Origin of the sequence: Nonomuraea sp. NPDC048892, from assembly GCF_040649735.1 — a bacterium.
Lineage (GTDB): Bacteria > Actinomycetota > Actinomycetes > Streptosporangiales > Streptosporangiaceae > Nonomuraea > Nonomuraea maheshkhaliensis.
The window spans coordinates 1-19,747 of sequence record NZ_JBEZFZ010000004.1; the positions used below are offsets into that span (position 1 = coordinate 1).

The following is a 19,747-nucleotide window of genomic DNA, read 5'->3' on the forward strand; positions in this document are numbered from 1 at the left end:
CGAACCCGGAAGTTAAGCTTCCCTGCGCCGATGGTACTGCACTCGGGAGGGTGTGGGAGAGTAGGTCACCGCCGGACAATCTTTTGAGGAGAGGGCCCCGACGCTTCACAGCGTCGGGGCCCTCTTCTGCATGTCCGCGTGTATGGGGCGGATTCCGGGCATGACGGCTTTCTGGTAGCGGCTGTCACGGGAGGCCATCACTCTGGAGGCGTGAAGCGTCCTTCACCTTCGGGGCGAACTTCCAGGTCAGCACAGCGGGAACGCCGGCGCCTGATGGCCGCTGCGATCGTGAAGTGGCTAATGGGTGCTGAGGGTGGCTGCTGCGACGACGAGTAGCAACGTGCCCGACACGGCCGAGACGCGGCGGGCCGCCTTCGGGGTGCCGGTCAGGGCGTGGCCGGCTCGGGCCGTGAGGGTGGCGACCAGGCCGTAGAGCAGGGCGCAGTTCACGATGTGCAGCAGGCCGAGCGCCGCGAGCTGGAAGCCGAGCGGCACCCCCGTCCCCGTCGAGATGAACTGCGGCATCAGCGACAGGTACAGCAGCAGGCCCTTCGGGTTGAGCAGGGCCGTGAGCAGGCTCTGCCGCAGAACCTTGCCGGACGGCTCGGCGGTGGGCGCCGCGAGCGCGTGGCCGCCGCGGTTCCGCAGCGCCATCAGCGTTCTGACAGCGAGGAAGACCAGGTAGGCGGCTCCGGCGTACTTCATCGCGGGCAGCGCGGCGGGTACGGCGCGCAGTGCGGCGGCCAGCCCGGCGGCGGCCATGGCGGTGTGCACGGCGTAACCGCCGCAGATGCCGGCCACCGCGGTCAGACCGGTCCTGCGACCCTGGCCGAGCGAGCGCGCCATCACGTAGAGCATGTCGGGCCCCGGGGTGCAGATCAGCAGGAGGTCCATCCCCAGGAACAGCAGCAGGAGGTGGGTGTCCATACCGGCGACGCTAGCCGAAACGGGCTGGCACACGATGGTGGATCCATGCCCGTGCGGGGCCGTCCGTGGCAGGATGTTGCGCTATGGACGCCATCGACCGCAGAATCCTCCAGGAGCTTCAGCGGGACGGGCGGCTCAGCAACACCGAGCTGGCCGATCGGGTGGGGCTCACGCCGTCGCCGTGCCTGCGCCGGGTGCGTCACCTTGAGCGGACGGGCGTCATCCGCGGCTACCGGGCGCTGCTCGACGGGGACGCGATCGGGCGCGGCTTCCAGGCGTTCGTGACGGTGGTGATGAGGTACGAGGACCACGACACCGTCGCGGAGTTCGAGCGGCGGGTGGCGGAGATGCCGGAGGTGGTCGAGGCGCACCGGCTCTTCGGGGATCCGGACTTTCTGCTGCGGGTGGCGGTGGCGGATGTGCACGCCTACGAGCGGTTCTACTCGGAGACGCTGTCCGGGCTGCCGGGGGTGGCGCAGGCCACCTCACATCTGGCGATGAAGGCCATCAAAGCGGACACCGGCTTGCCGGTCACCGACAGCCGGGCGCGCTGACCCCAACACCCCAACGTCAGGGCCAGGGCCCACCCGCCACAGCTGGACCTCATGCGAGCATGAGTCACGGTTCTGTGAGCGGGGGCCGCTGGTCCCGCCGCGGCCGGCGTGGCTGCCGGTTCTGCTGCGGTGGGGCCTGTGGGTGGGGCTGCCGGTCCTGTTGCGGAGCGGTCTGTGGGCAGGTCGTAGGTCTTCCTGCGGTACGCGGACCTGTGGCCCGCCCGGCCGCCGCGGACTCCGTGCCGCATGAGGCCGCAGCGTATTGCGTACCGCATGCGGCCGTAGCGGATTCCGTACCGCATGAAGAAGGGACCCGCAGGTCGCCTGCGGGTCCCTGCGAGCGGAGGGAGGGTTACTGGGGCAGGACCAGGAGGGCGTCGCCGACGCCGCGTTCGGCGCCGTCGGACGGGCGGTTGACCACCTTCTTGTCCACGAACAGGGCGGTCGAGCCGCCGCCGTCCAGGTTGATCGCCTGCGTGGCGCCCAGCCAGCGCATGAACTGGGCCGCCTCCACGAAGTTCGCCCCCACCGTCACCCCGGGCTGGCGCCCGTCGATGGCGGCCAGGATGAGGCTGCCGTTCCTGGTGGTGCCGAGGAGGGTGCGCGGGTGGCGGCGCAGGATCATGTTCATCGAGTCGTGCCCGTCGCGCTTGGCGGTGATCTTCGTCTTGCCGTTGCGGACGAGGCCGACGCCGCCGGCGATGACGTTGAGGTCGGGGGTGAGCTTGAGTGCCTTCTTGGTGCGCAGGTCCACGACCTTGGTCACCACGTCGACCTTCCACTCCTGCCAGGCGTGCTCGTTGAGCCAGTCGGAGCCGACGCCGTTGCCGTGCAGCACCCGCGTGCCCTTGGCCACCGCGGCGCCCGAGGCGCGCAGGCCGGTGACCCGGCCGCCGGCGTCGAGGACGGCGTCGGTGCCGCCGGTGGGGGTCTTGGCCCCGTACTCCTCCGTGTAGAGGACCAGTTCGTCGGTGGCGGCGGCGCGGTTGATGCCGTTGACCTCGACGCGCTCGCCGTCCTGAGAGATCGCGGTGACGTCGGTCTTCAGTTCGGTGATCTTGGCGGTACGGCCTCTGAGCACCACGGCCGAGCGGCCGGGCACGGCCTCGCTCAGCAGCCTGCCGCCGACGACGGACGCGCCGACGGGCTCGCCGCGCAGCGCCTTGTCGGTGTGGATGTTGAAGAAGCCGCCATTGATCGCGACCACGGCCTTGCCGGCCTTGGCCATTGAGGAGACGGTCTCGCGCTTGGCCACGCTGGTGCCGAGCGTGGCGGCGTACGAGCCGCGGAACGTCCGCGCGTCGATCATGACGACCTTGACGTCCCAGGGGCCGGTGGTCTTGAGCCCGTCGTCGCCGAGGTAGTCGACCTTGACCTTCAGCCCGGCCTCCTTGAGCTTCTTGGCGCTCTTCTCGGCCTTCTTCTTGTCCTTGAACGACCACAGGCCGACGCGCACCATGTAGACGGTCTGGGAGGGGGCGTCGGCGACGCCGGGGCGGACGACCTTCTGCAGGCTGGCGGTCTCGCCGGCCGCCTCCACCTCGGCGACCCTGGCCTCGGCCGTCGGGAGCATCCCGTAGTCACGGCCGCTCGGCATGAGAACGGTCACCGTGTAGCCGTCGGTGGACGAGCCGGCTTTCACGTCGTACAGGTCGATGCCCTGCGTCACGGTGGTCATCGTCTTGGTCGGCACAGCACGTGCGCCCAGCGGGAACTTGGCCGACGGGAACCTCACCGACTGCAGCTCCGCGGTCGCGGGCAGCGCGGTGAGGGGGAGCGCCGCGGCCATGGCCAAGCCGGCGGCGAGGGTACGTCGAGACATGAACTCTCCAGAGGGCGGAAAAGGGACCGCACCATAGTGGCGAGATCATGGTCTCCAGGGCAGGAGAACGCGCGAAACGAGTAAAGAGGTTACGAGATTGACACCACACCTGGATATGATTCGGATATGACTCGCAACTGCATGTGGTGGCGGCCGACAGACGGCCGCTGACATTCGCATGCAAGGGCCGTCCCTGGGACGGCCCACCGACACGGGCGGCTTCTCTCCGGGACGGCACGATTCCGGAGGAGAAAAGACCTGATGAACGACCTCGTGCTCACCGGCGACCGCCCGACCGGGCCGCTGCATCTCGGCCATTACTTCGGCTCGCTGGCCAATCGGGTGCGGTTGCAGGAGCGCTACCCGATGTACGTGCTGATCGCCGACTACCAGGTGATCACCGATCGCGACGTGCCGGGCGAGATCCGCAAGCACACCACCGAGCTGCTGCTCGACTACCTGGCGGTGGGGATCGACCCGGCCAAGGTGACGATCTTCCAGCACAGCGCGATCCCCGAGCTGAACCAGCTCCTGCTGCCGTTCCTGAGCCTGGTCTCCGTGGCCGAGCTGCGGCGTAACCCGACCGTCAAGGACGAGATCGCGCACAGCTCGCAGGCGGCCGTGAGCGGCCTGATGTTCACCTATCCGGTGCACCAGGCGGCCGACATCCTGTTCTGCAAGGGCACGCTGGTGCCGGTGGGCCGGGACCAGTTGCCGCACGTGGAGGTGACGCGGCTGGTGGCGCGGCGCTTCAACGAGCGCTACGGCGAGGTGTTCCCGCTGCCCGAGGCGCTGATGGGCGAGCAGCCGCAGCTCAGAGGGCTGGACGGCGGCAAGATGAGCAAGAGCCGGGGCAACGCGATCCCTCTGTCGGCCACCGAGGACGAGACCGCCGCCCTCATCCGCAAGGCCGTCACCGACCCCGACCGGGTGATCACTTACGACGAGGAGCGGCGTCCCGGGGTGGCCGGGCTGCTCACGCTGGCGGGTCTGTGCCTGGGCCGGTCGCCGGCCGAGCTCGCCGAGGAGATCGGCGACGGCGGCGCGGCCACGCTCAAGCGGGTGACGACCGAGGCGGTCAACGAGTTCCTGCGGCCGATCAGGAAGCGCCGCGCCGAGCTGGGCGCGGGCGACGTCCGGCTGATTCTGGCCGAGGGCAACGAGCGGGCCAGGGAGCGGGCGGTGCGCACGCTGGAGGAGGTGCGGGTCGCGATGGGCTTCTGAACGCGGTGCTTTTCCGAACGGCGCCGGCGGGAGGTCACGCCTTTCCCGGCGGCGTGCATTTCTGAAACGCGGCTGGGTGCGGATGAGGACATTTTCCGGACATTTGACGAGGTCAGAAAGCGGAAGAGCTCCGGAGATTTATCGTGTAAGTCGTGCGTCGATCCCCATCCTGGTCGGAAAGCCGATTCGAGCCCGCCCCCGCCGTTCCCGATCGGAAACTGCCATGAATGGCGACTGGCAACCGCCCGACCAGCACGTGTCCGACCAGCACCCGTCCGACGGGCGGCCACTCGACCAGCCCCCGTCCGATCAGCCCCCGTCCGACCGGCAGCCGGCCGATCACCAGCCCGGTCAGCCGCTGCCCGGGCCGGGAGGCGAGCGCCGCCGGCCGCCCGGGCCCCCGCCCGGCCTGCCGCGGTACACGCCGCCCACTCCAGTCCTCGGCGTCATCTCCCTGCTCTGGGGCGGGATCGGCGCGCTGGCGGCGTTCTTCCCTGTGCTGCGGCTGCCGGGCGCGGCGCTCGGCCTGATCGGCGCCCTGCTCGGCGTGGTGACCATCGCGGTCAAGGTGCTGGGCGGCAAGCTGTTCGCGGCCGGCGGGGTCGTCCTGGGGGTGGCCTCGGTGGCGATCGCGGTGCTGCTCTTCCTCCAGCAGGTCGGGGAGCCGGCCGCGATCGTCCCGCCCCCGTCCACAGGCTCGGCCGGCACCACCGCCGTCCCGCTGAACGGGCCGACGGAGGTCGAGCTGGAGGTCGACGGTGACGGGGTCGAGGTCGCCTCGGTGGCGTACCGGATCGACAGCCGTTCGCGGAAGGCGGGCACCGTGGACGAGAGCTTCGTGCGGCTTCCCTACACGCGGAAGGTGCGGCTCGGCGAGGCGCCGCTGAGCGTGTGGCTGATCGCCGGCCGGAGCGCCGAGCAGGGCACGCTCGTCTGCCGGATCACGGCGAACGGGCTCGTGCTGCAGGAGAAGCGCGTCACGGTCGACGACCTGGCCTCGGAGTGCAAGGCGGAGTGGTGGACCCCCTGACTTGCGGCCGTCAGCGGTTGTCTCTCCTGAACGACTCCAGCGCCAGCAGCGCCACGTGCAGGGACAGGCAGGACTCGACGTCGTCGAGGTCGGTGTCGAGGATGCGCTCCAGGCGGCGCAGCCGGTCGTAGAAGGCGGGCCTGGACAGGTGGGCCTTCTGCGCGGCCACGGCCTTGTTGCGCCCGCAGTCGAGGTAGACGCGCAGGATCCGAGTCAGGTCGCCGCCCCGCTGCGCGTCGTGGGCCAGCAGCGGGCCCAGCTCCCGTTCGGCGAACGTCTGCAGCCTGGCGTCGTCGCGCAGCAGGTGGAGCAGGCCGCGCAGGCGCAGGTCGGGCAGCCGGTAGTAGGCGCGGCCGTCGGGCTGGCGGACCGCGACGTCGGCCACCTGCTCGGCTTCGAGGAAGCTGCGGCGTACGTCTCTGATGGACTCGACCACCGAGCCGGCCGCCAGCACGAACGACGAGCCCGGCCGCCACAGCACGCGCAGCCGCTCGGAGAGCGAGGTCAGCGCGGGCTCGGCCTGGGTGCGCGGCGGCAGCGGCATCAGCACGCCCACGCGCTCCTGGTCGAGCGCGCCCACCAGGGCGGGCAGGCGGGCGTCGCGGCAGGCGGCGGCGGTGGCCTCGGCCAGCTCGCCGAGCTGCGCCTGCCCGTCGAGCGCCTGGTCGATCGGCTCGGTCGGCCTGATGACGACGCTGATCAGCTTGCGGCCGGTGAGCGGCACGCCCACCGCGCGGGCGCGGGCGGCGGCCTCGTCGGGGTCGGCGTAGGCGTGGGTGAGGATGCCGGTGATGATGGTGCCGTGGGCCTGGCGCTCCAGCGATTCCTGGTGACGCTCCAGCAGGCGGCCGAGGGCGAGCGTGGTGGCGGCGCGCTCGGCCAGCACCATGTCACGCGGCGACGGCTGCGCGTCGCAGAGCAGGATCAGCCGCCCCCAGTCCTGGCCGCGCGCGCCCACTGTGGTGACCAGCCAGCCGGAGGCCGGGTCGTACGCGGTGCGCTCGGCCGGAGCGACGGCCCTGGACCTGGTCTCCCAGCCCGCCAGCAGGGCGCCCGCGTCGCGCCCCGCCGACTCGGCGGCCAGGACCTGGTGCGCGAGGTTCTCCAGCAGCACCGGCCGGCCCGACAGCCGGGCCACCTGGGCCAGCACCTCGGCCGGCGAGGCGCCCTCGACCGACAGCTCGGTGAAGACCTCGTGCAGCTGCTCGGAGGCACGCAGCTCCTCAAGCTGGATGTCGATGATGCGGGCGTGCACCGACTCGGTGATCTGCACGAACGGTGTCTCGCGGGTGAGCACGATGACCGGCAGCCCGTGCTCCTCCGCCGCCTTGACCACGACCTGCGGCAGCTCGCCCACGAACCTGCGGCCCAGCTCAACGATCAGCCCAGAGGCGCCGACGGAGGAGAGCTCGCCGATGTAGTCGGCGAGCTTGTCGGGGTCTTCCGGCAGGGCCACGCCCGTGGTGAGCACCAGCTCGCCGCCGCGGAGCAGCTGGGCGATGTCGGCGATCTCGCCGACGTGCACCCACCGCACCTTGGTGTCGAGCCGGTCGGCGCCCGCGACCACGCGCGGGCTGCCCCGGCGCACGGTCTCCAGAGCGAGGACGTCGGCGATGGTGGGGAGCACGGGCCGAGCCTATCCGATCAGCCTGTAAGAACGGCGGAGGGCCGATTGACAGTCTGCCAACCCTGTCAGGAGTGAAGATCCTCTTCGCGGTATTCCCTGCGCGGCTCGCGTACCCGCAGCTCGACGCGGCGGATCTTGCCGGAGATCGTCTTCGGCAGCTCGTCGAACTCCAGCCGCCGCACCCGCTTGTACGGAGCCAGCTCCCTGCGGCAGTGCTCGAAGATCGACCGGGCCGTGGCCTCGTCCGGCTCGAAGCCGGGGGCCAGCGTCACGTACGCCTTGGGCACGGCCAGGCGGACCGGATCAGGCGCCGGCACCACGGCCGCCTCGGTCACCGCCGCGTGCTCCAGCAGCACGCTCTCCAGCTCGAACGGCGAGATGCGGTAGTCGGAGGCCTTGAAGACGTCGTCGGTCCTGCCCACGTAGGTGATGTAGCCGTCGGCGTCGCGGGTGGCGACGTCGCCCGTGTGGTAGTAGCCGTCCCGCATCGCATCACCCGATCCACCGATATATCCGGACATGAGGCCGAGGGGGCGGCGGTCGTCCAGCGGCAGGCAGATCTCACCGTCGTCGCCCTGCTCGCCCGAGACCGGATCGATCAGTACGACCTGGTAGCCGGGCAGCGGCCGGCCCATGGACCCGGGCCTGACCGGCTCGTCGGGCGCGTTGCCGATCTGCGCGGTGGTCTCGGTCTGCCCGTAGCCGTCCCTGATGGTGATGCCCCACGCCTTGGCCACCTGGTCGATGATCTCGGGGTTGAGCGGCTCGCCGGCGGCCACGGCCGTGCGCAGCGGCAGCTTCCACGCCGCCAGGTCCTCCTGGATGAGCATCCGCCACACGGTCGGCGGCGCGCAGAACGTGGTGACCCGCTCGTCGCGCAGCACCTCCAGTAGTGCGGGCGCGGAGAAGCGGTGATAGTCGTGGACGAGCACGGTGGCCCCGGCGTTCCATGGGGCGAAGACGTTGCTCCACGCGTGCTTGGCCCAGCCCGGCGAGGACACGTTGAGGTGCACGTCGCCCGGCCGCAGGCCGATCCAGTACATCGTGGACAGGTGCCCGGCCGGATAGGAGGCGTGGGTGTGCTCGACCAGCTTGGGCTGCGAGGTCGTGCCGGAGGTGAAGTAGAGCAGCAGCGTGTCGTCCGCGCGGGTCGGCGCGTCGGGGGTGAAGGTTTCGGGCGACTCGTACGCCTCGTGGTACGGCAGCCAGGTGTAGGCGTCGCCGACGGCGATCCTGGTGTACTCGCCCGGCCCGAACTTGCCCGCGTCGGCGGCGTTGGCGATGACGTGGGAGACCCGCCCGCGCTCGATCCGCTCCGCGATGTCCTTGCCGGTCAGCAGTGTGGTGGCCGGGATGACGACCGCGCCCAGCTTCATCGCGGCCAGCAGCGCCTCCCACAGCTCGGCCTGGTTGCCCAGCATGAGCAGGATCCGGTCGCCCCGGCGCACGCCCTGCTCGCTCAGCCAGTTGGCGACCTGGTTGGAGCGGGCCGACAGCCCGGCGAAGGTGTAGTCGGCGCTGCTCTCTCCGACGATCTTGAGAGCGACGGCGTCGGGGGTCTCTGCGGCGAGCACCCCGTCGAACCAGTCGAGCGCCCAGTTGAACTCGGCTGCTTGCGGCCATCGGAAGTCGCGGCGGGCGGTGGCGGGGTCGGCGCCGAGCAGGAAGTCGCGGGCGGTACGGAAATCGCTCATGCCTCGGATCCTGCTACGTGACCAGCCGCCGCTCAAGGCCGTCGAGCACCGACACGAGACCGAAGTCGAACGCGACCGCCCGCATCACCCGCGGATCCTCGTAGGTGTCCATGTCGATGCGCTCGCGCATGTCGGGAAAGTCGGCGGTCGCCCTGATCACCTGCTCGCGCATGGCGTCGGCGTCGTAGTCGTGGCCGGCCATCGTGGCGTTCCAGGCGATCTCGGGCAGGGTCATGCCGTAGACGTAGGCGGTGAACGTGGCCACGGCGTAGTCGATCTCGAACCCGGTGAAGCCGGCCCGCTTGAACGTCTGCCGCATCCGGTCGGCGACCCGCAGGGCGTTGGGCCCGAGCGCGGGCAGTCGGCCGAGCAGGCTGGCGATCCACGGGTGGCGCAGCATCACCTGGCGCACGCTGTGGGCCATGACGGAGGCCGCCTCGCGCCAGCCCACCTCGTCGGGGTCGGGGGCGGTGATCGCGCCCCACGTCGCGTCGTAGGCCAGTTCGAGGAGTTCGTCCTTGTTGGCGACGTACCAGTAGAGGCTGGTGGCGCCCGCGCTCAGCTTGGCGCCGAGCTTGCGCATGCTCAGCCCGTCGATCCCCTCCTCGTCGAGCAGGTCGAGCGCGGCTCTGACGATCTCCTCCCGGCTGCGGCCGGGGCTGGTGGCCTTACGCGGCTCGCGGAGCCACACGGAGGAGTACGCCTTGCCCGTCATACTCTCAGCTTAAATCCTCTCGCACACTGTACGAGGGTTGTCGTACAGTGTGCGAGTGAACTCGAACACTGTACGAGATCCCCGTCGCTGGTGGATTCTCGCCGCTCTGTGTCTCGCCCTGCTGGTCCTGGTCATCGACAACATGGTGCTCAACCTGGCCATCCCCTCGCTGACCGAGGAGATGGGCGCGACCCCGTCCGACATCCAGTGGATCATCGACGCGTACGTGCTGGCCTTCGCCGGGCTGCTGCTCACCGCGGGCAGCCTGTCCGACACGTACGGCCGCCGCCGCCTCCTCGTCATCGGCCTGGTCTTCTTCGGCGGCGCGTCCCTGCTCGCCGTGCTCGTCACCGAGCCCTGGCAGCTCATCGCCGCCCGTTTCCTGATGGGCGTCGGCGGCTCGCTGGTCATGCCGTCCACGCTGTCGATCCTGATGACCGTCTTCGACGAGGGCGAGCGGCGCAAGGCCATGGCCGCCTGGAGCGCCGTGGCGCTGGTCGGCATGGTGTCGGGCCCGACCCTGGGCGGCTTCCTGCTGGAGCACTACTGGTGGGGCTCGGTCTTCCTGCTGAACGTGCCGGTCGCCGCCGTCGCCGTCGTCGCCGCGGTCGTGCTGATGCCCGAGAGCCGCAGCGCGGGGCGGAAGATCGACCCCGTGGGCGCGCTGCTGTCGATCACGGGCCTGACCGCGGGCGTCTACGTGATCATCGAGCGTGAGTGGAACGTCCCCGTCATCGTGCTCGCGGTCGTCGCCCTGGGCGCCTTCGTACTCTGGGAGCGGCGCAGGGACGAGCCCATGCTGCCGCTGCACCTGTTCGCCAACCGCGACTTCAGCGGCGCGTCGTTCTCGATCCTGCTGATGTCGTTCGGCGCCGGCGCGGTCATGCTGATGCTCACCCAGTACCTGCAGTTCGTGCTCGGGTACGGCGAGATGCAGGCCGGGCTGTCCCTGCTGCCCTACGCCGTGGCCGCCGCGATCTTCAACGGCGTTGGCGCCGGGCTCGGCAAGCGGCTCAGCAACCGGGTGCTGATCGCGGCGGGGCTGCTGCTGATGGCCGGCGGCTTCGTCGTCATGGCCCTGACCACCGGCTACCTGCCGCTGCTCGCCGGCCTGGTGCTCATGGGCATCGGCGGCGGCCTGGCCGGACCCTCGGCCTACGCCTCACTCATGGGCGCCATCCCGATGGAGCACGCCGGCGTCGGCTCCGCGCTGAACGACACCGTCCAGCAGGTCGGCATGGCGCTCAGCATCGCGGTCCTGGGCAGTGTCCTGGCCGGCCGCTACACCGCGGAGATGCCCGCCGGCCTGCCGGCGGCGGCGCGCGAGTCGATCGGCGCGGCGCACGCGGCCGGGCTGGGCGAGGCCGCCGACCAGGCCTTCACCTCCGCCATGCACCTCGGCGCGTGGGTGGGCGGGGGGTTCTGCGTGGCCGCCGCGCTGCTCGCCTTCAGTGTTTTGCGCCCTGCGGCGCCGTCCGCCCCCGTTCCGGAGCCGGCCCAGGTCTGAGCGGCCCGGGTTATCGGTTTGCAGGCTGTCAGGGTGTAAGGCAAGACTTCTCCCCTCCGACATGTTGCAGGGGCAGGTCGGTCCCAGGAAAAGGGATACTCGGTAGCATGTCGGAGCTTCTCGCGCGCCACCGGGCAGTGATGCCCAATTGGCTGGCCCTCAATTATCACGACCCCATCGAGATCGTCAGTGGCAAAGGCAACCGCGTCATCGACGCGGACGGCAAGAGCTATCTCGACTTCTTCGCTGGGATCCTGACCAACATGATCGGCTACGACGTGCCCGAGGTGCGCGCGGCCGTCGAGCGCCAGCTCGCCACCGGGGTGGTGCACACCAGCACCCTCTACCTGCTGCGCGGCCAGATCGAGCTGGCGGAGAAGATCGCCCGGCTGTCCGGCATCCCCGACGCCAAGGTCTTCTTCACCAACTCCGGCACCGAGGCCAACGAGACGGCGCTGCTGCTGGCCACGTACGCGCGCAAGACCGACCAGGTTCTGGCCATGCGCCAGAGCTACCACGGGCGCAGCTTCGGCGCGATCAGCGTCACCGCGAACCGGTCGTGGAAGAACAACTCGCTCTCCCCGCTCAACGTGCACTTCCTGCACGGCGCCGACCGGCACCTCACCCAGTTCAAGGGCCTGTCGGACGCCGACTACATCGCGGCCTGCGTGGACGACCTGCGCCACGTGCTGGCCACGAGCGTCTCCAACGACGTGGCCGCGCTGATCGCCGAGCCGGTGCAGGGCGTGGGCGGCTTCACCATGGCCCCCGACGGGCTGTTCGCCGCCTACAAGGAGGTCCTCGACGAGCAGGGCATCCTGTTCATCTCCGACGAGGTGCAGACCGGGTGGGGCCGGACCGGCAGCTCGTTCTTCGGCATCGGGAACCACGGCGTGACCCCCGACATGATCACGTTCGCCAAGGGGCTGGGCAACGGCTTCGCGGTCGGCGGCGTGGTGGCGCGCGGCGACCTCATGGACGCCCCGCACGCCGTGGGCCTGTCGACCTTCGGCGGCAACCCGATCGCCATGGCCGCGGCCAACGCCACCCTCGACTACGTGCTCGACCACGACCTCCAGGCCAACGCCGCGCGTACCGGCGAGATCATCATCAGCGGGCTCAAGGCCGCCGCCGAGCGCCTGTCCGTGGTCAAGGGCGTGCGCGGCAAGGGGCTGATGTTCGCGGTCGACCTGGAGACGCCCGCCCAGGCGGGCCGCTTCATGGAGCTGACCAAGCGGGCGGGCCTGCTCGCGGGCAAGGGCGGCCTGTACGGCACCGCCATCCGCATGGCCCCGCCCCTCACCCTCACGGTGGAAGAGGCCACCGAGGGCCTGGGCATCATCGTCACGGCCCTGGAGACCATCGACGCGGAGGCGGCAGCTCAGTGAAGTCGGTCAAGCACTGGATCAACGGAGCCCTCGCCGACGGCGACCCGGCGCGTACCGCGGAGCTCTACAACCCCGCCACGGGCGAGGTGAGCGGCCACGTCGCGCTGGCCTCCGCCGCCGACGTGGACGCGGCCGTGGCGGCGGCCGTCGCCGCCTTCCCCGCCTGGCGCGACGCCTCGCTGACCAAGCGGGCGCAGGTGCTGTTCCGCTTCCGCGAGCTCATGTACGCCCACCGCGACGAGCTGGCCGCGCTCATCTCCGCCGAGCACGGCAAGGTGCACTCCGACGCGCTCGGCGAGGTGGCCCGCGGCCTGGAGGTCGTGGAGTTCGCCTGCGGGATCCCGCACCTGCTCAAGGGCGGCTACTCCGAGGGCGTCTCGACCCGGGTGGACTCGTACTCGATCCGCCAGCCGCTCGGCGTGGTGGCCGGCATCACGCCGTTCAACTTCCCGGCCATGGTGCCGATGTGGATGTACCCGATCGCCATCGCGTGCGGGAACGCGTTCGTGCTCAAGCCGTCGGAGAAGGATCCGTCGGCCTCGCTGCTCATGGCCCGGCTCTGGCAGGAGGCGGGGCTGCCCGACGGCGTCTTCAGCGTGGTGCAGGGCGACAAGGTCAGCGTGGACCGGCTCCTTGAGCACCCGGACGTGCGCGCGGTGTCGTTCGTCGGCTCCACCCCGATCGCCCAGTACGTCTACGAGCGCGGCACCGCGCACGGCAAGCGGGTCCAGGCGCTCGGCGGCGCCAAGAACCACATGCTCGTGCTGCCCGACGCCGATCTCGACCTGGTGGCCGACTCGGCCGTCTCTGCGGGCTTCGGCTCGGCGGGCGAGCGCTGCATGGCGATCTCCGTCGTGCTGGCCGTGGACCCGGTCGGCGACGAGCTGGTGCAGAAGATCGTCGAACGGGTGGAGAACCTGGTGGTCGGCCCCGGCGACGACCCCGCGTCCGAGATGGGGCCGCTGGTCACCGGGCCGCACCGCGACAAGGTGGCCTCCTACCTGGACCTGGGCGTCGAGGAGGGCGCCAAGCTGGTCGTGGACGGCCGCGAGACGACCGTGCTCGGCGGCGGCAAGGCCTCCGAGACCGCCGGCTTCTGGCTCGGCCCCACCGTGCTCGACCACGTGCCCGCCGGGTCGCGGACGCACACGGACGAGATCTTCGGCCCGGTGCTGTCGATCGTGCGCGTCTCGTCGTACGAGGAGGGCCTGAAGGTCATCAACGACGGCCTGTACGGCAACGGCACCGCGATCTTCACCAACGACGGCGGCGCGGCCAGGCGCTTCCAGAACGAGGTCGAGGTGGGCATGATCGGCATCAACGTGCCGATCCCCGTGCCGATGGCCTTCTACAGCTTCGGCGGCTGGAAGTCCTCGCTGTTCGGTGACACGCACGTGCACGGCACCGAGGGCGTGCACTTCTACACCCGCGGCAAGGTCGTCACCTCCCGCTGGCTGGACCCCTCGCACGGCGGCGTGAACCTGGGCTTCCCCACGAACGGGTGAGCGGCGGTCACGGGGCGGGAGCGGCGCCGCTCCCGCCCCCGTGGATCGGCCACACGCCCGCCCTGTCCCCGGCTCCCCGGTAAGCTCCTGCACACGGACTAGGGGGCATCGTGAATCGTCGTCGTAATCGCGCCATGACGTGTGCCATGGCGGTCGCCGCGACGGCGCTGGTGGCCGGCGTGGGCGCGGCCCGTCCCACCCCGCCGCCGAGCGGCGCCGCCACGCCCGCTCCCACCCGCACCGCGACGCGCACCGCCACGACGACGCCCACACCCACGCCCAGCGCCACGCAGCTCGACGGCACCCTGCAGATCCTCACCTACCGCGGTTACGCCGAGTACGGCGGGGTCACCTCCAAGGTCAACTGGGTGGGCGCGTTCGAGCAGGAGACGGGCTGCAGGATCGCCCGGCTCGACACCGCGCAGACCGCCGAAGAACTGGCCAGTCGAGTCGGCGACCGCCCCTACGACGTGATCACCGCCGGGCCGGCGCTGGCGGGCGACCTGATCCAGCGCAAGCTGGTGCAGGCCATCGATCCGGCCAAGGTGAGCGGCTACCAGGACCTCGACAAGCGCTTCCGCGACATGACCACGGTGTCGGGCAAGGTCTACGGGGTGCCCTACCTGTGGGCGTACCACGAGCTCGTCTACGACCGGTCCAAGGTCAGGGGCGGCACGCCGGAGCAGGTTTTCTCGTCAGGACGTACGGCGCTGCGCGACAGCCCGATGACGATCGCGGACGCGGCGCTGGCCGAGGGGTCGGCCAAGGAGCCGTACGAGCTGAGCGAGAGCGAGCTCGACCGGGCCATGGCGCTGCTCGAACGCAACAAGGAGCGCACCTACTGGCGCAACCCGCTCGACCTGATCAAGGGGTTCGCCACGGGCCGGCTCGACTACGCCCAGGTCACCCCCTACTGGCGCCTGCTGCTGCAGCAGGCGGGCAAGCCGATCGAGGTGCTGCCCGAGCGCCGGACGACCGGATGGGTCGACTCCTGGATGCTGGGCGCCAACCTGCCCGACACCACCTGCGCCTACCGGTGGCTCAACTGGATGACCGCGACCGACGCCCAGCGCGACGCGGCGGCCTGGGCCGGGATGGCGCCGGCCAACGACAAGGCGTGCAAGGGGCGGGCCAGGCTGATGTGCGAGACGTACGGGGTGGGGGACGACAAGCGGCTCGACCGCGTGGACTTCGCCGTGCGGCCGCCTGGGGGTTGCGCGGCGGAAGACGGGGAATGCACTGATTATGCCGCCTGGGCCAAGCGCTGGCAGGAGCTGCTGGCCAAGTGAGTGGGGGCCGCTGACCCCCACGTGACCGGGCCGCGGACCCGCCCTTTTCCCCCGCTGGGCGAGGCCCGTCAAGAGGCGCCCCGGGCCTTCCCCCCCGTCCCGGGGCGTCTCGGCGTTCCCGGTCGGCGTTCCCGGACGGCAGGGTCGCTGAGAGCGGTCAGGCGGCGTCGATCAGCAGGGACGGTCAGCGGGAAGGGAAGGCCACGACGGTGGCCATGGGGGCCGGCAGCAGCGCCTCCGCGCAGTCGCCGCAGGCCAGGACGGCCGATTCGTCGGGCAGGCAGCCCACCCGCACGCGGGGCCGTGGCCACCGCTTGTGGCAGACGACGCAGGCGTCGCCGTCGCGCTGGGCCGCGGACAGGCCCTCAGGGTCGAACGTCAACATACCTCGCGCCGATCTGGTCGGACCCCAGTTCATCACGCTCCCAGCAGCCATCGCCCCTCCGTACGTCGGAACCGTTATAACCCTGACCGAGGCCATGAGCGTCCTGCTGCGCGTCAAGTCAAGGTGAATTCTCTACCCGAGTAGCGGCGGTTACACCACAAAAACGGGCATCCAGCCGCAAGGTGGATGCCCGTTTCGTTGGGGTTCGTCGGCTAGAGCGCGGCGACGGCCTTCTCCAGGATCCCGAGCCCTTCCTCCAGGAGGTGCTCGGGGATGACGAGCGGCGGCAGGAAGCGCAGCACGTTGCCGTACGTGCCCGCCGTCAGCACCAGCAGCCCCTCCGCGTGGCAGCGCCTGACGATCTCCTGCACGGCGGCCGGGTTCGGCTCCTTGGTGCCGGGCTCGACCAGCTCGATCGCGATCATCGCGCCGCGCCCGCGCACGTCGCCGATCACGTCGAAGCGCTCCTTGAGCGCCTCCAGCCGGGGCAGCATGATCTCGCCGATGCGCCGCGCCCTCGCGACCAGGTCCTCGGCCTCGATGGTCTCCAGCACCCCGAGCGCGGCCTCACAGGCGAGCGGGTTGCCGCCGTACGTGCCGCCCAGGCCGCCGACGTGCACCTTGTCCATGATCTCCGCCCGCCCGGTGACCGCGGCCAGCGGCAGGCCGCCCGCGATGCCCTTGGCGGTGGTGATGATGTCCGGGACGACGCCCTCGTCCTCGCAGGCGAACAACGTTCCGGTACGCGCGAAGCCCGTCTGCACCTCGTCCGCCACGAACACGATCCCGTTCGCCCGGCAGAACTCCGCGATTCGCGGCAGGAACCCCCTGGCCGGCACGATGAACCCGCCCTCGCCCGCGATCGGCTCGATCACCACGGCGGCCACGTTGCCCGCGCCGATCTGCTTGGTGATCAGGTCGATGGCCTGCTCGGCGGCCTCATCGGCGCAGTTCTCCGGCCCGCCCGGCCAGCGGAACGGGTAGGCGAGCGGCACCCGGTACACCTCGGGGGCGAACGGGCCGAAACCCTGCTTGTACGGCATGTTCTTGGCCGTCAGTGTCATCGTGAGCAGCGTGCGGCCGTGGTAGCCGTGGTCGAACACCACGACGCCCGGCCGGCCTGTGGCGTGCCGGGCGATCTTGACGGCGTTCTCCACGGCCTCGGCGCCCGAGTTCACCAGGAAGGTGCGCTTTTCGTGGTCGCCGGGGGTCAGCCCGTTGAGCTTCTCGCAGACCTGCACGTACGACTCGTACGGGGTGACCATGAAGCAGGTGTGGGTGAACTCGGCCACCTGCCGCTGGACCCGCTCGACGACCTTGGGGGCGGCGTTGCCGACGTTCGTCACCGCGATGCCGGAGCCGAAGTCGATCAGCGAGTTCCCGTCGGCGTCCTGCACCACGCCGCCGCCGGCGCGGGTGACGAAGACCGGCAGCGTGGTGCCGATCCCGGGCGGGACGGCGGCCAGCTTGCGGGCCAGCAACTCCTGCGACTTGGGGCCTGGGATCGCGGTCACGACGCGCCGCTCCTGGGGAATGCTCATGGCTTCGACGCTACGGCGGGCTCCCATCAGCTCCGATACGTCGATATGTCACACTGAAGTACCTCGTCTTTGCCGGAATGGATAACAATCGCATGCCGCCTACGCTGCAGACCGTCGTGCGCCGCATGAACCTCCGGCCGCTCGCCGGAACCTCGGCGCCCGGGGTGCTGGAGGCCGCGGTGCGCTGGGTGGCGGTCAGCGAGCTCGCGGACCCGACACCATACCTGGAGGGCGGGGAGCTGCTGCTGACCACCGGCCTGCGGATGGAAGGCGACCAGTCCCACTATGTCGCCCGGCTCGTCGCCCGTGGCGTGGCGGGTCTCGGCTTCGGCGTCGGGGTCTCGCACGAGGAGACGCCGCCCGCGCTCGTGACCGCCGCCGAGCGGACCGGGCTGCCGCTGCTGGAGGTGCCGCGCGAGACGCCGTTCATCGCGATCGGCAAGGCCGTCAGCGAGCTGCTGGCCGCCGAGCAGTACGAGGAGATCAGCCGCGCCTTCGCCGCCCAGGGCCGGCTGACCCGGGCCGCGCTGCGGCCCGAGGGCATGCACGCGGTCATCGACCGGCTGGCCAGGGAGGTCGACGGCTGGGCCGCGCTGCTGGATGAGTCGGGCGAGGTCCGCCACGCCACCCGGGACGCCAGGCCGGAGGCGGTGACCCACGAACTGGCCCGGCTCCGGGGCGGCCGGCCCGCCGAGCCGTCCGGTCGCCGGGCCGAACCGGTGGCGCACTCCGTTGACGCGCGCCGTGGTGAGCAGGGCGGGCGGAGTGGTGAGCGGGTGCCGTCGAGTCTCGCGTTGTCCGCGCCCGGCGAACACATCGTGGTGCTGCCGCTGGGCGGCGGGGGCCGGCCGCGTGGCTTCTTCGCCGTCGGGGCCAGGCACGCCTTCACGCCGGTCGCGCACACGGTGATCAACGCCGCGGGCTCGCTGCTGACGCTGGCCATGGAGCAGGGCAGGACCCGGCTGACGGCCGAGCGGCGGGTCCGCGCGGCCGTGCTGGAGCTGCTGCTGGCGGGGGAGAGCGAGCGGGCTCGGGTGGTGCTGGAGCCGCTCGGCGGACGCCTGCCAGAGGAGCCCTTCGTGGTGCTGGCGGCGCCCTCGGATGCCGCTGAGGCCGCTGAGGCCCTGGAACCGCACGCCTTCACGGCACTCCACGACGGCACGCCTCCCGTGCCGGAACGCGGCCGAGCGTCGGCCGGGGCAGCGGGCCAGGCGTCGGGTGAGATGTCGGGTCGAGCCTCGGGTCTGGTGTCGGGTGAGGTGTCGGGTCGAGCCTCGGGTCTGGTGTCGGGTGAGGTGTCGGGTCGGGTGGTGGTGGCGCTGGTCGCTCATGACGTGGCCTCTGCGGTGGCGCGGGAGGTGGCGGTGGGGGCGGAGGCGCCGGTCGGGTTGAGCCGGCCGGCCGGGTACGGGGCCACCGCCCTGAGCACCGCGCTCGACCAGGCCAGGCGCGCCCTGGAGGCCGCTCGGAGCCGTGACGCCGCGGGCCGTGATGTCGCACGCCGTGACGCGGAAGGCCCCAGAGCGGGCGGGGCGGAAGGCGGGGCGGCGGGCGGGGGAACGGGCGGTGCGGGGCACGGGGGTGGGTCCGTGGTCGGGTTCGGGGAGCTGGCGGGGCAAGGGCTGCTGGGGCTGCTCGATCCGGCCGCCGCCCAGGCGTTCTCGGCCGCGGTCCTGGCCCCGCTCACCGCGTACGGCTCCAGGGCCGACCTCGTGGCATCGCTGCGCGCGTACCTGGAAGGCAACGGTCACTGGGAGACGGCGGCGCAGCGGCTGGGCGTGCACCGGCACACCCTGCGTTACCGCATGAGACGGGTGGCCGAGCTGCTCGGCCGCGACCTCGACGATCCGGGCGTGCGCGCGGAGCTGTGGCTCGCCATGGAGGCGGCCCGCAATCCGGCTATTTCGGCTTCTCCGCCAGATAGCAGCAGATAGTCGCTGTGGTCACGGCCTCGTACGTGCGGCCGTCCCGCAGGTGCCCGCCCCGCTCCAGGCTGATCGCCCCCTGGGCCGCGGCCCACAAAGCATCGGCGATCTTGCGGGGCTGCGTCGGGATCAGGTGGCCGGCCGAGATGCAGTCGGCGATCACCCGGTCGAGGATGTTGAGCGCGGCCCTGGCCAGCGTCCTCGCGCGTTCGCTCGGCTCGAAACCGGGGATCGCCCGCTCGAACATCAGGCTGTAGTAGCCGGGCTCGGACAGGCACGCCTGCCGATAGGCGGGCCCGAGCGCGTGGAGGTGCTCCAGCGGGTCGCGCCGCTGCGGCACGGCCTCCAGAAAGCGGCGGAACCGCTCGAACCCCTCCAGGTAGAGCGCCTCGGCCAGGCCCTCCCTGTTGCCGAACATCGTGTAGATGACGGTCGTCGTGCAGCCCGCCTCGGCGGCGATCCTGCGCATGGTCAGACTCTCCGGCCCGTCGGTCCGCAGCAGGTTGACGGCGACGTCGAGGAGGCGGGAGCGGAGCTCGTCGTGAGTGGCGCGCTCACCGAGGAGGTAGGCGCCCTGCAGCCCCAGCGGCGCGGAGGTCATGAGACCTCCTTCG

At 71.1% G+C, this 19,747-nt stretch carries 16 protein-coding genes and 1 rRNA gene; 9 read left to right on the plus strand and 8 right to left on the minus strand.

The annotated features are described in order from the left end of the window. Positions 1 to 77 (plus strand): 5S ribosomal RNA (gene rrf, locus AB0C28_RS13825); the annotation flags it as partial. A gap of 220 nt (positions 78 to 297) precedes the next feature. Here the strand turns inward: rrf and AB0C28_RS13830 are convergent. After that, on the minus strand, positions 298 to 927 hold the full coding sequence (locus tag AB0C28_RS13830) for a LysE family translocator (protein ID WP_358074448.1): 630 nt from the start codon (positions 925 to 927) through the stop codon (positions 298 to 300). A gap of 83 nt (positions 928 to 1,010) precedes the next feature. On the opposite strand from AB0C28_RS13830, the gene AB0C28_RS13835 reads away from it, so the two are divergent. Then, positions 1,011 to 1,481 carry an Lrp/AsnC family transcriptional regulator gene (locus AB0C28_RS13835; protein ID WP_357863465.1) on the plus strand — a complete coding sequence of 157 codons (471 nt, stop codon included), beginning with the start codon at positions 1,011 to 1,013 and terminating at the stop codon, positions 1,479 to 1,481. Positions 1,482 to 1,833: 352 nt separating this feature from the next. Here AB0C28_RS13835 and AB0C28_RS13840 read toward each other — a convergent pair whose 3' ends face one another. Continuing rightward, positions 1,834 to 3,303 carry a phosphodiester glycosidase family protein gene (locus AB0C28_RS13840; RefSeq protein WP_357863462.1) on the minus strand — a complete coding sequence of 490 codons (1,470 nt, stop codon included), beginning with the start codon at positions 3,301 to 3,303 and terminating at the stop codon, positions 1,834 to 1,836. Between the two features lie 261 nt (positions 3,304 to 3,564). Between AB0C28_RS13840 and trpS the strand changes: the two genes are divergently transcribed. Beyond that, a complete protein-coding gene (gene trpS / locus AB0C28_RS13845) occupies positions 3,565 to 4,527 on the plus strand; it encodes a tryptophan--tRNA ligase (RefSeq protein WP_358074451.1) in 963 nt (320 codons plus the stop codon). A 223-nt stretch (positions 4,528 to 4,750) separates the two neighbouring features. Beyond that, positions 4,751 to 5,557 (plus strand): hypothetical protein, encoded by an 807-nt coding sequence (locus AB0C28_RS13850; RefSeq protein ID WP_358074454.1) that lies wholly within the window; start codon positions 4,751 to 4,753, stop codon positions 5,555 to 5,557. Positions 5,558 to 5,567: 10 nt separating this feature from the next. Here the strand turns inward: AB0C28_RS13850 and AB0C28_RS13855 are convergent, their stop codons facing one another. The 3 genes from AB0C28_RS13855 to AB0C28_RS13865 form a co-directional block, all read right to left on the minus strand. Next, positions 5,568 to 7,184 carry a PucR family transcriptional regulator ligand-binding domain-containing protein gene (locus tag AB0C28_RS13855; RefSeq protein WP_357863455.1) on the minus strand — a complete coding sequence of 539 codons (1,617 nt, stop codon included), beginning with the start codon at positions 7,182 to 7,184 and terminating at the stop codon, positions 5,568 to 5,570. Positions 7,185 to 7,249: 65 nt separating this feature from the next. After that, positions 7,250 to 8,878 carry an AMP-binding protein gene (locus tag AB0C28_RS13860; protein WP_358074457.1) on the minus strand — a complete coding sequence of 543 codons (1,629 nt, stop codon included), beginning with the start codon at positions 8,876 to 8,878 and terminating at the stop codon, positions 7,250 to 7,252. Between the two features lie 13 nt (positions 8,879 to 8,891). Further along, positions 8,892 to 9,593, minus strand: a complete 702-nt coding sequence (locus AB0C28_RS13865; protein WP_357863448.1) for a TetR/AcrR family transcriptional regulator — start codon at positions 9,591 to 9,593, stop codon at positions 8,892 to 8,894. A 55-nt stretch (positions 9,594 to 9,648) separates the two neighbouring features. Between AB0C28_RS13865 and AB0C28_RS13870 the strand changes: the two genes are divergently transcribed. From AB0C28_RS13870 to AB0C28_RS13885, 4 genes are all read left to right on the plus strand, one after another. Then, positions 9,649 to 11,100: an MFS transporter gene (locus AB0C28_RS13870; RefSeq protein ID WP_357863445.1), complete on the plus strand. Its 1,452-nt coding sequence runs from the start codon at positions 9,649 to 9,651 to the stop codon at positions 11,098 to 11,100. Positions 11,101 to 11,207: 107 nt separating this feature from the next. Next, positions 11,208 to 12,488: an aspartate aminotransferase family protein gene (locus AB0C28_RS13875; RefSeq protein WP_346112466.1), complete on the plus strand. Its 1,281-nt coding sequence runs from the start codon at positions 11,208 to 11,210 to the stop codon at positions 12,486 to 12,488. Beyond that, positions 12,485 to 13,993, plus strand: a complete 1,509-nt coding sequence (locus tag AB0C28_RS13880) for a CoA-acylating methylmalonate-semialdehyde dehydrogenase (RefSeq protein ID WP_357863439.1) — start codon at positions 12,485 to 12,487, stop codon at positions 13,991 to 13,993. Before AB0C28_RS13875 ends, AB0C28_RS13880 begins: the two co-directional genes overlap by 4 nt. A gap of 134 nt (positions 13,994 to 14,127) precedes the next feature. After that, complete coding sequence (locus AB0C28_RS13885; protein WP_358074460.1) at positions 14,128 to 15,282, plus strand: extracellular solute-binding protein; 1,155 nt, start codon at positions 14,128 to 14,130, stop codon at positions 15,280 to 15,282. Positions 15,283 to 15,466: 184 nt separating this feature from the next. Here AB0C28_RS13885 and AB0C28_RS13890 read toward each other — a convergent pair whose 3' ends face one another. Further along, a complete protein-coding gene (locus AB0C28_RS13890) occupies positions 15,467 to 15,667 on the minus strand; it encodes a hypothetical protein (protein WP_346112470.1) in 201 nt (66 codons plus the stop codon). Between the two features lie 212 nt (positions 15,668 to 15,879). Beyond that, entirely contained in the window at positions 15,880 to 17,208 is a 1,329-nt protein-coding gene (gabT, locus tag AB0C28_RS13895) for a 4-aminobutyrate--2-oxoglutarate transaminase (RefSeq protein ID WP_357863434.1), read from the minus strand. A gap of 92 nt (positions 17,209 to 17,300) precedes the next feature. On the opposite strand from gabT, the gene AB0C28_RS13900 reads away from it, so the two are divergent. Continuing rightward, positions 17,301 to 19,142 carry a PucR family transcriptional regulator gene (locus tag AB0C28_RS13900; protein ID WP_358074463.1) on the plus strand — a complete coding sequence of 614 codons (1,842 nt, stop codon included), beginning with the start codon at positions 17,301 to 17,303 and terminating at the stop codon, positions 19,140 to 19,142. On the opposite strand, the gene AB0C28_RS13905 is transcribed toward AB0C28_RS13900, so the two are convergent. Then, a complete protein-coding gene (locus tag AB0C28_RS13905) occupies positions 19,108 to 19,734 on the minus strand; it encodes a TetR/AcrR family transcriptional regulator (protein WP_358074466.1) in 627 nt (208 codons plus the stop codon). The genes AB0C28_RS13900 and AB0C28_RS13905 overlap by 35 nt on opposite strands. Positions 19,735 to 19,747 lie beyond the last annotated feature (13 nt).

Coding starts and splice junctions, on each gene's coding strand:
- AB0C28_RS13835 (WP_357863465.1), top strand. CDS start 1,011: ATGGACGCCATCGACCGCAGAATCCTCCAGGAGCTTCAGCGGGACGGG.
- AB0C28_RS13860 (WP_358074457.1), bottom strand. CDS start 8,878: ATGAGCGATTTCCGTACCGCCCGCGACTTCCTGCTCGGCGCCGACCCC.
- AB0C28_RS13905 (WP_358074466.1), bottom strand. CDS start 19,734: ATGACCTCCGCGCCGCTGGGGCTGCAGGGCGCCTACCTCCTCGGTGAG.
- AB0C28_RS13830 (WP_358074448.1), bottom strand. CDS start 927: ATGGACACCCACCTCCTGCTGCTGTTCCTGGGGATGGACCTCCTGCTG.
- AB0C28_RS13890 (WP_346112470.1), bottom strand. CDS start 15,667: ATGTTGACGTTCGACCCTGAGGGCCTGTCCGCGGCCCAGCGCGACGGC.
- trpS (WP_358074451.1), top strand. CDS start 3,565: ATGAACGACCTCGTGCTCACCGGCGACCGCCCGACCGGGCCGCTGCAT.
- AB0C28_RS13850 (WP_358074454.1), top strand. CDS start 4,751: ATGAATGGCGACTGGCAACCGCCCGACCAGCACGTGTCCGACCAGCAC.
- AB0C28_RS13875 (WP_346112466.1), top strand. CDS start 11,208: ATGTCGGAGCTTCTCGCGCGCCACCGGGCAGTGATGCCCAATTGGCTG.
- AB0C28_RS13900 (WP_358074463.1), top strand. CDS start 17,301: ATGCCGCCTACGCTGCAGACCGTCGTGCGCCGCATGAACCTCCGGCCG.
- gabT (WP_357863434.1), bottom strand. CDS start 17,208: ATGAGCATTCCCCAGGAGCGGCGCGTCGTGACCGCGATCCCAGGCCCC.
- AB0C28_RS13885 (WP_358074460.1), top strand. CDS start 14,128: ATGACGTGTGCCATGGCGGTCGCCGCGACGGCGCTGGTGGCCGGCGTG.
- AB0C28_RS13840 (WP_357863462.1), bottom strand. CDS start 3,303: ATGTCTCGACGTACCCTCGCCGCCGGCTTGGCCATGGCCGCGGCGCTC.
- AB0C28_RS13865 (WP_357863448.1), bottom strand. CDS start 9,593: ATGACGGGCAAGGCGTACTCCTCCGTGTGGCTCCGCGAGCCGCGTAAG.